The 13970-nt window shown below is 75.0% G+C and carries 13 protein-coding genes; 8 read left to right on the top strand and 5 right to left on the bottom strand.

Annotated elements, in window-relative coordinates:
* Window positions 1-15: 15 nt before the first annotated feature.
* The 6 genes from H2O74_RS05625 (at window position 16) to H2O74_RS05600 (ending at window position 7018) form a co-directional block, all read left to right on the top strand.
* Window positions 16-870 (top strand): ABC transporter ATP-binding protein, encoded by an 855-nt coding sequence (locus H2O74_RS05625; protein ID WP_182113503.1) that lies wholly within the window; start codon window positions 16-18, stop codon window positions 868-870.
* Between the two features lie 100 nt (window positions 871-970).
* The gene (locus H2O74_RS05620) at window positions 971-2023 is read left to right on the top strand and encodes an aliphatic sulfonate ABC transporter substrate-binding protein (RefSeq protein ID WP_182113502.1); all 1053 of its coding nucleotides are present in this window, start codon (window positions 971-973) and stop codon (window positions 2021-2023) included.
* Between the two features lie 24 nt (window positions 2024-2047).
* The gene (locus H2O74_RS05615) at window positions 2048-3007 is read left to right on the top strand and encodes an ABC transporter permease (RefSeq protein ID WP_182113501.1); all 960 of its coding nucleotides are present in this window, start codon (window positions 2048-2050) and stop codon (window positions 3005-3007) included.
* A gap of 2 nt (window positions 3008-3009) precedes the next feature.
* Window positions 3010-5124 (top strand): acetate--CoA ligase, encoded by a 2115-nt coding sequence (acs, locus tag H2O74_RS05610; RefSeq protein WP_370525896.1) that lies wholly within the window; start codon window positions 3010-3012, stop codon window positions 5122-5124.
* Window positions 5121-6482 (top strand): O-acetylhomoserine aminocarboxypropyltransferase/cysteine synthase family protein, encoded by a 1362-nt coding sequence (locus tag H2O74_RS05605; protein WP_182113500.1) that lies wholly within the window; start codon window positions 5121-5123, stop codon window positions 6480-6482. Before acs ends, H2O74_RS05605 begins: the two co-directional genes overlap by 4 nt.
* Window positions 6479-7018 (top strand): CoA-binding protein, encoded by a 540-nt coding sequence (locus H2O74_RS05600; RefSeq protein WP_182113499.1) that lies wholly within the window; start codon window positions 6479-6481, stop codon window positions 7016-7018. Before H2O74_RS05605 ends, H2O74_RS05600 begins: the two co-directional genes overlap by 4 nt.
* 4 nt (window positions 7019-7022) lie before the next feature.
* Here H2O74_RS05600 and H2O74_RS05595 read toward each other — a convergent pair whose 3' ends face one another.
* Together H2O74_RS05595 and H2O74_RS05590 are read right to left on the bottom strand one after the other, a co-directional pair.
* The gene (locus H2O74_RS05595; RefSeq protein WP_182113498.1) at window positions 7023-7361 is read right to left on the bottom strand and encodes an MGMT family protein; all 339 of its coding nucleotides are present in this window, start codon (window positions 7359-7361) and stop codon (window positions 7023-7025) included.
* Window positions 7362-7367: 6 nt separating this feature from the next.
* The gene (locus H2O74_RS05590; RefSeq protein WP_188037248.1) at window positions 7368-8492 is read right to left on the bottom strand and encodes a PP2C family protein-serine/threonine phosphatase; all 1125 of its coding nucleotides are present in this window, start codon (window positions 8490-8492) and stop codon (window positions 7368-7370) included.
* 88 nt (window positions 8493-8580) lie between these two features.
* Between H2O74_RS05590 and H2O74_RS05585 the strand changes: the two genes are divergently transcribed.
* Entirely contained in the window at window positions 8581-9888 is a 1308-nt protein-coding gene (locus H2O74_RS05585; protein ID WP_255491807.1) for a GNAT family N-acetyltransferase, read from the top strand.
* Between the two features lie 21 nt (window positions 9889-9909).
* Here the strand turns inward: H2O74_RS05585 and H2O74_RS05580 are convergent, their stop codons facing one another.
* Complete coding sequence (locus H2O74_RS05580; protein WP_182113496.1) at window positions 9910-10353, bottom strand: ribose-5-phosphate isomerase; 444 nt, start codon at window positions 10351-10353, stop codon at window positions 9910-9912.
* A gap of 56 nt (window positions 10354-10409) precedes the next feature.
* Here H2O74_RS05580 and H2O74_RS05575 point away from each other — a divergent pair, with 56 nt between their 5' ends.
* Entirely contained in the window at window positions 10410-12416 is a 2007-nt protein-coding gene (locus H2O74_RS05575; protein ID WP_182113495.1) for a M13 family metallopeptidase, read from the top strand.
* An 88-nt stretch (window positions 12417-12504) separates the two neighbouring features.
* Here H2O74_RS05575 and H2O74_RS05570 read toward each other — a convergent pair whose 3' ends face one another.
* Entirely contained in the window at window positions 12505-13083 is a 579-nt protein-coding gene (locus H2O74_RS05570; RefSeq protein ID WP_182113494.1) for a hypothetical protein, read from the bottom strand.
* A 138-nt stretch (window positions 13084-13221) separates the two neighbouring features.
* On the bottom strand, window positions 13222-13824 hold the full coding sequence (locus H2O74_RS05565) for a DsbA family protein (RefSeq protein WP_182113493.1): 603 nt from the start codon (window positions 13822-13824) through the stop codon (window positions 13222-13224).
* Between the last annotated feature and the right edge of the window lie 146 nt (window positions 13825-13970).

Here is a 13970-nt window from a genome sequence, read left to right as displayed (position 1 = left end):
ACCCGAGGACCCGTCATGGCGATCTCCGCCCCCACCAGCGTGCGCACCCACCCGGCCCACGGCGTCGCCGTGCGCGGCGTCGGCCGGACGTTCCCTGCCCGCGACCGTCGCGGCGCACCCAAGCCCGTCCTGGCCGACGTCGACCTCGAGCTGGTCCCCGGGGAGATCGTGGCGCTCCTGGGGGCGTCGGGCTGCGGCAAGTCGACGCTCCTGCGCCAGGTCGCGGGTCTCGACACGCCCACGACCGGGGAGATCCTCATCGACGGGCGGCCGGTCACCGGGGTCGACGCCCGCTGCGCCGTCGCCTTCCAGGAGCCGCGCCTGCTGCCGTGGCGCACGCTGGCGCAGAACGTCGCGATCGGCCTGCCACGCGGGACCGACCGGGCCGCGGGCGCGCGCCGGGTCACCGAGCTGCTCGAGCTCGTGGGCCTCGGCGACTGCACGGGGTACCGGCCCCGCCAGGTCTCGGGCGGCATGGCGCAGCGCGCGTCGCTCGCCCGGGCGCTGGCCCGCAACCCGGGGGTCCTGGTGCTGGACGAGCCGTTCGGGGCGCTGGACGCACTGACCCGCCTGCAGATGCAGGACCTCCTGCTCGACGTGCACGCGGCGGAGCCCACCACCGTCCTGCTCGTGACGCACGACGTCGACGAGGCGCTGTACCTCGCCGACCGCGTGGTCCTGCTCGGCCGCGCCGACGGCGCGCCCCGGTCCGCGCCGGCCGGCGTCCGCAGCGTCGTCACGGTCCCCGGCGCCCGGCCGCGCGACCGGGCCGACGCCGAGCTCGCGCTGCTGCGCGCGCGGCTCCTCGACGGCCTCGGCGTCCCGAGCCACCACGAGCCGGTCGACCCCGACCAGCACCACTCGATCTGACCCAGAGCACCACCGACCGCGCACCACCGCACCGCCGCACCACCACCCGCGCACCACCCACCCAGGCGGCCACCGGCCGCCCGCCCGTCCTGGAGAAGCCATGAGCATCCGCACCACGCTGTCCGTCACCGCGGCGACCGCTGCCGTCGCCCTGATGCTCGGCGGCTGCGCGGCCGGCGAGGGCTCCGCGACCATCGACGAGGCGCCCGAGCCGGCGGCGTCCGCCGGCGACGAGGCGTGGAGCGACGACGTCCTGACCATCGACTTCGCCACGTACAACCCGCTCAGCCTGATCATCAAGGAGGAGGGCTGGCTCGAGGCGACGCTCGGCGACGACGTCACCGTGAACTGGGTCCAGTCGGCGGGGTCCAACAAGGCCAACGAGGCGCTGCGCGCCGGCGCCGTCGACGTGGGCTCCACGGCGGGCTCCGCCGCCCTGCTCGCCCGCGCCAACGGCTCCCCGATCCGCACGATCGGCCTCTACACCCAGCCGGAGTGGTCGGCGATCGTCGTCCCCGCGGGCTCGGACATCACCTCCGTCGAGCAGCTCGCCGGCCGCTCGGTCGCGGCCACGAAGGGCACCGACCCGTACTTCTTCCTGCTCCAGTCCCTCGAGGAGCACGGCGTCGCCCTGGGCGACGTCGAGGTCCAGAACCTGCAGCACGCGGACGGCAAGGCGGCGCTCGAGTCCGGTGCCGTCGACGCGTGGTCGGGGCTCGACCCGCTGATGGCGGCGAGCGAGGCCACGGCCGGGTCGCAGCTGATCTACCGCAACATCGACTTCAACACCTACGGCTTCCTCAACGCGACGCAGGAGTTCATCGACTCGAACCCCGACCTCGCGCAGCTCGTGCTCGACGCGTACGAGCGGGCGCGCGCGTGGGCGCTGGAGCACCCGGACGAGACCGCGCAGATCCTCGCCGACGTCGCGGCGATCGACCTCGCGGTCGCGCAGAAGGTGATCCTCGAGCGCACGGTGATCGACCTCGACGTCGTGCCCGGCGACGCGCAGCGGGACGTGCTCGAGGTGGTCGGCCCGATCTTCGTCGAGTCCGGCGACGTCCGGTCCCAGGAGCAGATCGACACGGCGATCGACGAGCTGTTCGACACGCAGTTCGCCGAGCAGGCCGACGCGTCCACGATCGCGGACTGACCGGCAGCGAGCCGAGGAGCCGACATGAGTGTGCTCGGGAGCACCGGCGCGGGTCCCGCCGCGGACCAGGACCGCCGTCCGCCGCGCGCGCCGGACCTGCCGCGGGGTCCGCACGCGGGACCGCAGGACGCCGCGCCGTCCGACCCCGCCCTCGTCACGCAGCACGGGGTCGTGACGGTCGAGCGCCCGCGCCCGGCGGCCGACGGTGCGGCGCGCCGGGGCGTGGGCCGGGCCGGGCGCGTCGCGCTCTCGCTCGTCGTGCCGGTGCTCGTGCTCCTCACGTGGTACGTCGCCACGGAGGTGACGGGGACCTTCGCGCCCCACCAGCTGCCCTCCCCCGGCGCCGTGGTCCGGGCGGGCGTCGAGCTGGCGACCTGGGAGAACGGCCCGACGTTCGGCACGCACATCCAGATCTCCGTCCAGCGGGTGCTGCTCGGGTTCCTCATCGGGTCGCTCGCCGGGCTCGGCGCGGGGGCGCTCGTGGGGCTGTCCCGGCTCGCGGACTCGCTCCTGGCCAGCACGGTCGGGGCCGTGCGGGCCGTGCCGTCGCTCGGGTGGGTGCCGCTGTTCATCCTGTGGATCGGGATCAACGAGGACTCGAAGGTCCTGCTCGTCGCGGTGGGCGCCTTCTTCCCCGTCTACACGACCGTCGCCTCGGCGCTGCGCCACGTCGACCCGCACCTGGTCGAGGTGGGCCGGGCCTACGGCCTGCGCGGGCCCGCGCTGCTGCTGCGTGTCCAGCTGCCCGCGGCGACGCCCGCCGTCGTGTCCGGGCTGCGGCTGGCGCTCGCGCAGTCGTGGCTGTTCCTCGTGGCGGCCGAGCTCATCGCGTCGTCGATGGGGCTCGGCTTCCTGCTCACCGACTCGACCAACAACGGTCGGGTCGACCGCATCCTGCTCTCCCTCGTCACCCTCGCGGTGCTGGGCAAGCTGACCGACGCCCTCATCGGCGTCGCCGAGAAGAGGCTCCTGCGCCGGTGGTAGACATCCAGCCCGTCACGCTCCCCCGCCCCGCGAGCGCGTCCGACGCGATCGCGGCGCTGCTCACCGAGGACCGCGCCTACCCCGCCCCGGCGCACCTGCGCGCGAGCGCCAACGTCACCCCGGCGGACCACGCGCGCCTGGCGGCCGAGGGCGACGCCGACCACGTCGGCTTCTGGGAGCGGGCCGCCGAGCGCCTCGAGTGGGCGCAGCCGTGGCACACCGCCCACACCTGGGCGCCCGCGGTGCCCGACCCCGACCGCCCGGGTGAGCTCACCGTCCCGCGCGCCACGTGGTTCGAGGGCGGGCGCCTCAACGTGGCCGTGAACTGCGTCGACCGGCACGTGGCGGCGGGCCGCGGCGACAAGGTCGCCCTGCACGTCGAGGGCGAGCCGGGCGACCGGCGCAGCGTCACCTACGCCGAGCTCCAGCGCGAGGTCTCCCGCGCCGCGAACGCCCTGCTGGCGCTCGGCGTCGGCCGGGGCGACCGCGTCGTGGTCTACCTGCCCGTGCTGCTCGAGACCGTCGTCGTGACGCTCGCGATCGCGCGCATCGGCGCGGTGCACTCGCTCGTGTTCGGCGGGTTCTCCGCCGAGGCGGTGCGCTTCCGGCTGCAGGACACCGGCGCGACGCTCCTGGTGACGTCGGACGGCCAGTTCCGGCGCGGCGCCGCGGTGGCGACCAAGCCGAGCGCCGACGCCGCCGTCGCGGGCCTGGACCACGTCGAGCACGTCCTGGTCGTGCGGCGCACGGGCGACCTCACGCCCGACGTGCCCTGGACGCCGGGGCGCGACGTGTGGTGGCACGACGTCGTCGACGGTGCGTCCGACGTGCACGACGCCGAGGCCTTCGACGCCGAGACGCCGCTGTTCGTGATGTACACCTCCGGCACGACCGGCAAGCCCAAGGGGCTGGTCCACACGGCCGGCGGCTACCTCACCCAGGCGGCGTGGACGCACTGGGCGGTCTTCGACGTCCGCGAGGACGACGTGCACTGGTGCACCGCGGACCTCGCGTGGGTCACCGCCCACACCTACGAGATCTACGGACCGCTCGCGAACGGCGTCACGCAGGTGATCTACGAGGGCACGCCCGGCACGCCGCACCCCGGACGGCACTGGGAGATCATCGAGCGCTACGGCGTCACGACCTACTACACGGCCCCGACCCTGATCCGGACCTTCATGACGTGGTACCCGGACGGCCTGCCCGACACCTGGGACCTGTCGAGCCTGCGGCTGCTGGGCACGGTGGGCGAGTCCATCAACCCCGAGGCCTGGGTGTGGTTCCACGAGCAGGTCGGCCGCGGTCGCGCCCCGATCGTGGACACGTGGTGGCAGTCGGAGACGGGCGCGGCGATGATCGCCCCGCTGCCGGGGGTGAGCACGCTGAAGCCCGGGTCGGCGACGCGTCCGCTCCCCGGCATCTCGGCGAAGGTCGTGGACGAGCGCGGCGAGCAGGTCGCGCCCGGCGCCGGCGGCCTCCTCGTCCTGGACCGCACCTGGCCGGGCATGGCCCGGACCGTGTGGGGCGACCCGGAGCGCTACCGCGACGCCTACTGGTCGCGCTTCGCCGCGCAGGGCTACTACTTCGCCGGCGACGGCGCCCGCTACGACGCCGACGGCGACATCTGGCTGCTGGGCCGCGTCGACGACGTCATCAACGTCTCCGGGCACCGGCTCTCGACGATCGAGATCGAGTCGGCGCTGGTGGCCCACCCGCTGGTCGGCGAGGCGGGCGTGACGGGCGTCGACGACCCGACCACCGGTCAGGCCGTGGCGGCGTTCGTCATCCCGGCGCGCGCCCCGGCCGCGGCGGCGGACGCGGCCGCCTGGGTCGCGTACGCGGCCGACGTCGCCGCGGCGCTGCGCACGCACGTCGCGCGCGAGATCGGGCCGATCGCCAAGCCGCGGGACGTCGTCGTCGTGCCGGACCTGCCCAAGACGCGCTCGGGCAAGATCATGCGCCGCCTGCTCGCCGACCTCGTCGCCGGCCGCGCCCTGGGCGACGTCACCTCGCTGCAGGACCCCGGCGCCCTCGCCCGCATCCAGGCCGTGCTCACCGCCCGGCACGCGCCGCACACCCACGCGCACGCCCACCCGAAGGAGACGGTCCAGTGACGGACACCCCGCAGGCACCCACGAGCGACCGGCGCTGGGGGTTCCGCACGCGCGCCCTGCACGCGGGCGGCGTCCCCGACGCCACGACCGGCGCCCGCGCCGTGCCGATCTACCAGACGACGAGCTTCGTCTTCAGCGACACGGCCGACGCGGCGAACCTCTTCGCGCTCCAGAAGTACGGCAACATCTACTCGCGCATCGGGAACCCGACGGTGGCGGCGCTCGAGGAGCGCATCGCCTCGCTCGAGGGCGGCATCGGCGCGGTCGCCACCGCGTCGGGCATGTCGGCGGAGTTCATCACCTTCGCCGCGCTCGTCGGCGCGGGCGACCACGTCGTGGCCGCCGCCTCGCTCTACGGCGGCACGGTCACCCAGCTCGACGTCACCCTGCGGCGCTTCGGGGTCGCGACGACGTTCGTCCCCGGCACCGACCCGGCCGACTACGCGGCGGCGATCCGGCCGGAGACCAAGGTGGTCTACGCGGAGGTCGTCGCGAACCCCTCGGGCGAGGTCACCGACATCGCCGGCCTCGCCGAGGTGGCGCACGCCGCGGGCGTCCCCCTGGTCATCGACGCGACGCTCGCGACGCCGTACCTGTGCCGCCCGATCGAGCACGGGGCGGACGTCGTCATCCACTCGGTCACGAAGTTCCTGGGCGGGCACGGCACCACGCTCGGCGGCGTCGTCGTCGAGAGCGGGCGCTTCGACTGGGGCAACGGGAAGTTCCCCCAGATGACCGAGCCGGTGGCCTCGTACGGGGGCGTCTCGTGGTGGGAGAACTTCGGCGAGTACGGGTTCCTCACCAAGCTGCGCTCCGAGCAGCTGCGCGACATCGGACCGGCGCTGTCCCCGCAGTCGGCGTTCAACCTCCTCCAGGGCGTCGAGACCCTGCCGCAGCGCCTCGACGCGCACCTGGCGAACACGCGCGCCGTCGCGGCGTGGCTCGAGGCCGACCCGCGGGTCGGCTACGTCAACTGGGCCGGCCTGCCCTCCCACCCGCACCACGAGCGCGCCGCGCGGTACCTGCCGGCGGGGCCGGGCGCGGTGTTCGCGTTCGGCCTGCGCGGCTCGGACGACGTGCCGGGCCGCGACGCCGGGCGACGCTTCATCGAGTCGCTCCAGCTCGCGAGCCACCTGGCCAACGTGGGCGACTCGCGCACCCTGGTCATCCACCCGGCGTCGACCACGCACCAGCAGCTCTCGCCCGAACAGCTCGAGGCCGCCGGCGTCCCGGCGGACCTGGTCCGCATCAGCGTCGGACTGGAGGACGTCGAGGACATCCTCTGGGACCTCGACCAGGCCCTGGACGCCGCGGTGGGTCCCGCCGTCGCGCCCGTCCCCACGGAGGTCCCCGCATGAGCCTCGAGCCACCGGCCGACGCCGTCGCCTGCGCCCTGCCGGCGCCCGCCCCGACCGCCCGCACGTGGGCAGGGCCCAGCGCCGCCGAGCGCCTGGCGATCCTGCGCCGGACGCGGTCGATCGCCCTCGTCGGCGCGTCGGCGAACGCCTCGCGCGCGAGCTACTTCGTCGCGACGTACCTGCTGTCGTCGTCGCCCTACGACGTGTACTTCGTCAACCCGCGGGCGACCGAGATCCTCGGGCGCCCGGTGTATCCCTCGCTCGACGCCCTGCCCGTGGTGCCCGACCTCGTCGACGTCTTCCGCCGGCACGACGACCTGCCGAGCGTCCTGGACGAGACGGTCGCGGTGGGGGCGCGGACGCTGTGGCTCCAGCTCGGCTCCTGGCACGAGGACGTCGCCCGGCGCGGCGAGGCCGCGGGTCTGGACGTGGTCATGGACCGGTGCGTCAAGATCGAGCACGCGCGGTTCCACGGCGGGCTGCACCTCGCGGGCTTCGACACCGGGGTGATCAGCTCCCGGCGGGCGCTGGGCTGAGTAGTCAGCGCGGCGCGTCGTCGCGGTCGTCGTCCGGCCACCACAGCGCACGGCGCACCGCCACGTGGCGCGCCTCGCCGTGCCCGAGCAGCGGGCAGCCCTCGGCCGCGAGCCGGTCGAGGGCCTCGCCCCGCAGGTGGGCGGGCGGCAGGCCCGACGCGTTGACCACCCGCCACCAGGGCAGGTCCGCGCCGGCGCGCGCCATGACCCGCCCGACCTGGCGGGGGCCGCCGCGTCCGAGCGCGTCCGCCAGGACCTCGGCGACCGTCCCGTAGGTGACCACCCGCCCGGCGGGCACCTGCGCGACGAGGTCGAGCACCGCCTCGAGGTAGTCGTCGTCCACGGGGCGTCAGTCGCGGTGGATGAGGATCAGCGCGCGGTCGTCGCCCTCCCCCGCGCGGACGCCGGCGAGGACCGCGTCGGCGCCGCCGGTCCGGGTCGAGACGATGCGCTCGGCCTGGCCCATGAGCCGGTCGATGCCCAGCTCGACGTCGGAGCCCGGGGACTCGATGAGGCCGTCCGTGTAGACCATGAGCGTGTCCCCCCGCTCCAGCTGCCCCTCGTGCACGGCGAAGACCGGCGCCCGCACGACCCCCAGCGCGGGCCCCCCGGAGGTGTCGACGGTCTCGATCCGGCCCGAGCCGGCGTGCAGGTGGACCGCCGGCGGGTGGCCCGCGGTGGAGATCCAGAAGCGGCCGGTGTCGAGGCGCACGGCCACGTGGACCGCCGTCGCGAAGCCCTCCTCCCAGGCCTGCGCGAGGAGGTAGTCGTTGGCCGCCGGCAGGAACATCTCGCGCGGCATCGCGCCCAGCAGCCCGCCGAAGGCGCCCGACAGCAGGAGCGAGCGCACGCCGGCCTCCTGGCCCTTGCCGGAGACGTCGACGAGGACGATCTCGAGCTGCAGGTCGTGCTGGCTCCGCGCGGCGACGACGAAGTCGCCCGAGAACGCCTCCCCGTAGGCGGAGCGCACGAGGCTGTCGACCCGCCAGCGCTCAGGCAGGGGCGGGATGCGGCCGTGCTGCACGAGCCGGTCCCGCAGGTCGACGAGCATGAGGTCGCTCGCCGCGCCCTGCAGGCCACGCCGCTCCCGGGACCGGACGAAGGCCAGCCCGCAGGCGATGGCCAGGACGAGCACCGCGAGCTCTCCCGGGGCGAGACGCACGCGTCCGGTGAGCTCGAGGGCGGCCACCTGCACGGCGACGGCCACGCAGAGCACCACCATCGCCCGCAGGCGGAGCACGAACACGCCGAGCAGGATGACGAAGAGCATGACGCCGGGCGGGACCCACCGCGGCTCGACGATCATCCCGGCCGCCGCCAGGCCCGAGGCGGCGACGAGCGCGGCTCCCGAGAGCACCTGGCGGCTCAGGGGCGCCGAGCGGCGCGGGGCGCGCAGGCGCCGCAGGCGGCGCGGGGCACCGGCACGGGTCCGCCTCGTCCGTGCCACCGGGCGTGGCGCTGCGGCGAGGCTCACGGGGCGAGGCTACCGAGCGCGGGCCCCTCGCGGCCCTCCCGTGCCGAAACGGGGTGACCCGGGCGCGCCGCGCGGCCAGGATGGGGCCGTGAACTCACCCGGCTCCGAGCCCACCGCGCCCCGCACCGGCCCCACGGCCACCACGGCCGTGCGCCCGTCCCCCCTGCCCGGCGGCTACCGGCTCGTGGACGTCACCGCGGAGCGCCGCGAGGAGATGTTGACGCTCGACGCGTGGGCGTTCCCGACGAGCATCGAGGCGCAGACGCACACGTGGCCGACGCCCCTGACCTGGGAGCGCACGCGCGGCATCGAGACGGACGACGGTGAGCTCGTGGGCCTCCACGCGTCCTACCCGTTCACGACGTTCCCGGTCCCCGGTGCGCGCACGCCGGTCGCCGGCCTGACCTGGGTGGCCGTCCACCCGGCGCACCGGCGACGCGGCCTGCTGCGCGCCATGATCGCCGACCACGTGGGCCGCAGCCTCGCCCGTGGGGAGGCCGTCTCGGCGCTCACGGCGGCCGAGCCGGCCATCTACGGACGGTTCGGGTACGGCATGGCGATGAGGCGGCTGGCGCTCACCATCCCCCGCGGCGCCGCGCTGCGCGACGTCCCGGGCTGGCGGGACGTGCGCGTCCGCCTGGAACGTCTCGACCCCGAGCGCCACGACGCGCTGGTGCACCGGCTCCACGGCGCCGTCGAGCGCCCGGGCTGGGCGACACGGGACACGCCGGAGCTGCGCCGCGTCTTCCTCGACGACCCCGAGCCCCTGCGGGACGGCGCCGAGACGCTGCGCATCGCCGTCGCCGAGCGCGAGGGCGAGCCGGTCGGGTACGCGATGTTCCGGCGCACCCCGGTCAGGGACCCCGCAGGCCCGCGGGGGCGCGTCGACGTCCGCGAGATCATGGCGGCCGAGCCCGCGGCGGCACGGGCCCTGTGGGGCGTCCTGGTGGATCTCGACCTCATGGCGACCACCGAGGCGCATCACCTGCCCGTGGACGACCCGATCGCGGACCTGCTCGTCGACCTGCGGGCGGCGCTCCCGCGCACGCCGGACCACGTGTGGGTCCGGGTGCTCGACGTCCCGGCCGCCCTCGCGGCGCGTCGGTACGCCGCGCCCGTCGACGTCGTCCTGGAGGTGACGGACGACCTCGTCCCCGCCAACACGGGCCGGTGGCACCTGCGCGGCGACGCCGAGGGCGCCGAGGTGGCACCGGCGTCGCGGGACGCCGACCTGGCGCTGGACGTCCGCGAGCTCGGGACCGCCTACCTGGGCGGCACGAGCCTGGCTGCCCTCGCCGGCGCCGGCCTGGTCGCCGAGCGACGCCCCGGCTCGCTGGCGCCGACCGCCACGGCGTTCGGCTGGCCGCTCGCGCCCGGGTGCAGCTGGGGCTTCTGAGCGGCCGCCCCGGCGTGGGCGTCAGGCCTCGTAGGCCGCCAGCTGGTCGATGCGGCGCTGGTGGCGCGGGTTGCCGCTGAACGGCTCGGCGAGGAACGTCTCGACGATCGCCGTCGCGTCGTCCACGGAGTGCTGACGCGCGCCGATCGCGACCACGTTCGCGTCGTTGTGCGCGCGGGCGAGGGCGGCCGTCTCGGTGCTCCACGCGAGGGCCGCCCGCACGCCGCGCACCTTGTTCGCGGCGATCTGCTCGCCGTTGCCGGAGCCGCCGATGACGATGCCGAGACTGCCCGGTTCGGCGACGACGGCCTCGCCCGCCGCGAAGCAGAACGACGGGTAGTCGTCCTCCGCGTCGTAGACGTGGGCGCCGTGGTCGACGACGTCGTGGCCACCCGCGCGCAGGTGCTCGACGAGGTGCGCCTTGAGCTCGAACCCGGCGTGGTCGGCGGCGATGTGGATGCGCATAGCGCCATCCTGCCAGCACGCGCGACCGCCGCGGGCCGCTCGCCTAACCTGGGGCGATGACCACCCCTCAGGACACCGAGACCCTGCGCAGCGGGATCGACCGCGCGGCGCTCGACCCCGCCGTGCGCCCCCAGGACGACCTCTACCGCCACGTCAACGGCCGGTGGCTCGCCGAGCACGTGATCCCCGCCGACCGCGCGGCCGACGGCGCCTTCCGCGCGCTGCACGACGAGGCCGAGGAGCAGGTCCGGGCGATCATCGAGGAGCTCGGCGCGAGCGTGGCCGCCGGTGGCGCGGTCACGGGCGCCGCGGCCCAGGTCGGCGCCCTGTACGCGAGCTTCATGGACACCGAGACCGTCGAGCGCCTCGCGCTCGAGCCGCTCCGCGAGGAGCTGGCGGCGATCGACGCCGCGCCGGACCGCGCCGCGCTGACGACCCTGCTCGGTGAGCTCCAGCGCACCGGCGGTGCGGGCGCCGTCGGCTTCTGGGTCGACAACGACGCCAAGGACCCCGACCGCTACGTCGTGCACCTCACGCAGGGCGGTCTCGGCCTGCCCGACGAGGCGTACTACCGCGAGGAGCAGTACGCGCCGGTGCGCGAGAAGTACCGCGCGCACGTGGCGCGCATGCTGCGGCTCACGGGCCTCGAGGCGGGCGCCGCGGAGGCCGGGGCGGACGACGTCGTCGCGCTCGAGACGGACCTCGCCGGCGCCCACTGGGACGTCGTGCGCGACCGCGACGCCGACCTCACGTACAACCCCATGACCCTCGCCGGGCTCGTCGAGCGCGCGCCGGGCTTCGACTGGACCGCCTGGGCGGCCGCGCTCCGGGTGCCGAGCAGCGCGTTCGACCAGCTCGTCGTGCGCGAGCCGGACTTCGCCGAGGGCTTCGCGCGCCTCTGGGCCGACGCGCCCCTGGACCGCTGGCGGGCCTGGTTCCGCTACCACCTCGTCAGCGCCCGCGCCCCCTACCTGCACGACGCGGTGGTGCGCGCGAACTTCGACTTCTACGGCACCGTCCTCAGCGGCACGACCGAGCTGCGCGACCGCTGGAAGCGCGGGGTCTCGCTCGTCGAGGGCGCGCTGGGCGAGGCCGTCGGCCAGGTCTTCGTCGAGCGCCACTTCCCGCCGGCGCACAAGGAGCGCATGGTCGAGCTGGTGGCGCACCTCGTCGAGGCCTACCGCGAGTCCATCACCGGCCTGGACTGGATGGGTGAGCAGACGCGCGCCAAGGCGCTCGCGAAGCTCGAGGCGTTCACGCCGAAGATCGGCTACCCCGACCGCTGGAAGTCCTACGAGGGCCTCGAGCTCACGGCCGACGACCTGCTGGGCAACGTGCGCCGCTCCTACGCGTACGAGCAGGACCGGGAGCTGCGCAAGATCGGCCGGCCCGTCGACCGCGACGAGTGGTTCATGACGCCGCAGACGGTCAACGCCTACTACAACCCCGGCATGAACGAGATCGTCTTCCCCGCCGCGATCCTCAAGCCGCCGTTCTTCGACCCCGAGGCCGAGGACGCCGTCAACTTCGGTGGCATCGGCGCCGTCATCGGTCACGAGATCGGGCACGGGTTCGACGACCAGGGCAGCAAGTACGACGGCGCCGGCCGCCTCGAGGACTGGTGGACCGAGCAGGACCGCACCGAGTTCGACAAGCGCACGCGCGCCCTCGTCGAGCAGTACTCGGCCTTCAGCCCGGAGCAGCTCGACGCGGGGCACCACGTCAACGGCGCGCTCACGGTCGGGGAGAACATCGGCGACCTCGGTGGCCTGTCGATCGCGCTGAAGGCCTACCGCATCGCCCTCGGGCGCCCGCTCGAGGAGGCGCCCGTGATCGACGGCCTCACCGGCGTGCAGCGCGTGCTGCTCGGCTGGGCGCAGGTGTGGCAGAGCAAGATGCGCGACGAGGAGATGGTGCGCCGGCTCGCGACGGACCCGCACTCGCCCAACGAGTTCCGGTGCAACGGCGTCGTGCGCAACCTCGACGAGTTCTACGCCGCGTACGACGTGCAGCCGGGCGACGCGCTGTACCTCGCCCCCGAGGAGCGCGTCCGGATCTGGTGAGGCGCCGCGCTCCCGCCGGCACGTCCGGCGGGAGCGCGCCCGGCTCGGCCGGCGAGGACGGCGCGCTCCGTCGGAGGGCGGGCGTCCGTCAGAAGAACTGCGCGCCCGCGCGGGCGAGCGAGAACCCGTCGCCGGTCGGGTTGTGGCGGCAGAAGACCCCGTTGCGCGAGCTCAGGCAGGTCATCTCGCCGATGGTCGAGCCCTGTCCGTAGTCGAGCATGGGCGTGCCCTCCGGCGGTGAGGGCGGCGAACCCTCCACGCACGCGAAGCGCGGGTCCTGGCCCACGACGACCTCGAGCACGTTCCCGGCGGTGCCGGTGCAGCCCTCGGGGAGGTCCGGCGCGGGGTAGGTGAAGCTGAAGATCGTGCACGTCGCCGACGTGTCGGTCATCGAGCACCAGATGTTGCCGCTCGGCAGGGTGAACGCGGGCAGGGCCTCGACGTCCTCCGGCTCCTCCGGCGCACTGGCCTCGGGCGTGGTCTCGGGCTCGACGCTCGCTGGCGAGGGCTCCGGCTCCGCGACGGGCTCGCCGCCGCCGCCTCCTCCCGACATCGCCAGCAGGATGAAGAACGTCACGACCAGGATCACGTCGACGACGACGAACGTCGTCAGTCCCGGACCCAGGCCACGGCGAGCCCCGCCCGCCGCGGGCGACCCGTCCGCCATCGTGCTCCTCGCTGCCGGTCCGACCTGATCGACCATCGGTCGACACGGCAGCATGCCACGGCCGAACGGGTGAACGCGACACGCCCCGACGCCGGCCCAGGGCGCTCCCGGGACCGCGCCGGGGCGCGCCGCGGTCCGTCAGTCGAAGATCGGCCCCTGCGTCCGCGAGCGCTTGAGCTCGTAGAACCCCGGGACGCCGGTGACGAGGACGAAACCGTCCCAGAGGCGGCCGGCCTCCTCGCCCTTGGGCGCGGGAGTCATCACCGGACCGAAGAAGGCGGCCCCGTCGATCGAGATCACGGGCGTGCCGACGTCGTCCCCGACGAGATCGATCGCGCGCTGGTGCGAGGCGCGCAGGGCGTCGTCGTACTCGTCGGTGTCCGCCGCGGCGAGAAGCTCGGCCGGCAGGCCGACGTCGTCCAGGGCCTCGGCGACGACGGCCATGCGCTCGCCGGCGCGCCCGCCCGGGTGCAGGCGCGTGCCGATCGCGTCGTACAGCGGCTTGACGACGTCCTCGCCGTGCGCCAGGCGCGCGGCGGTCACGACGCGGACCGGTCCCCACGCCGCGTCCATCGAGCGCCGGTAGGACTCGGACAGGTCGCGGCCCTCGTTGAGCACCGCGAGGCTCATGACGCTCCACCGCACGTCGACGTCGCGCACCCGGGTGACCTCGGTCATCCAGCGCGACGTCATCCACGCCCACGGGCAGACGGGGTCGAACCAGAACTCGGCGGTGGTCATGCGGCTCCTCGTGGTCGGGGTCGTGCTCGTCCAGGGTCTGGCGGCCACCGCACTCTGGCCCAGCGGTGCGCGCGCCGCCAACCGAGGTGCCGGCGCCGGGGCGTGGCCCGGCGGGCCCAGCGCGGCGTGAAAGGATCGCGGCAGCA

This window comes from Actinotalea sp. JY-7876 (genome assembly GCF_014042015.1).
GTDB lineage: Bacteria > Actinomycetota > Actinomycetes > Actinomycetales > Cellulomonadaceae > Actinotalea.
Note: the sequence above shows the minus strand (reverse complement) of the source record. Positions and strands in the feature narration are given on the sequence as shown.

Bases quoted from the DNA above. Each gene is read 5' to 3' on its own strand.
- H2O74_RS05625 (WP_182113503.1), top strand. From the start codon at position 16: ATGGCGATCTCCGCCCCCACCAGCGTGCGCACCCACCCGGCCCACGGC.
- H2O74_RS05620 (WP_182113502.1), top strand. From the start codon at position 971: ATGAGCATCCGCACCACGCTGTCCGTCACCGCGGCGACCGCTGCCGTC.
- H2O74_RS05615 (WP_182113501.1), top strand. From the start codon at position 2,048: ATGAGTGTGCTCGGGAGCACCGGCGCGGGTCCCGCCGCGGACCAGGAC.
- H2O74_RS05600 (WP_182113499.1), top strand. From the start codon at position 6,479: ATGAGCCTCGAGCCACCGGCCGACGCCGTCGCCTGCGCCCTGCCGGCG.
- H2O74_RS05580 (WP_182113496.1), bottom strand. From the start codon at position 10,353: ATGCGCATCCACATCGCCGCCGACCACGCCGGGTTCGAGCTCAAGGCG.
- H2O74_RS05575 (WP_182113495.1), top strand. From the start codon at position 10,410: ATGACCACCCCTCAGGACACCGAGACCCTGCGCAGCGGGATCGACCGC.
- H2O74_RS05570 (WP_182113494.1), bottom strand. From the start codon at position 13,083: ATGGCGGACGGGTCGCCCGCGGCGGGCGGGGCTCGCCGTGGCCTGGGT.
- H2O74_RS05565 (WP_182113493.1), bottom strand. From the start codon at position 13,824: ATGACCACCGCCGAGTTCTGGTTCGACCCCGTCTGCCCGTGGGCGTGG.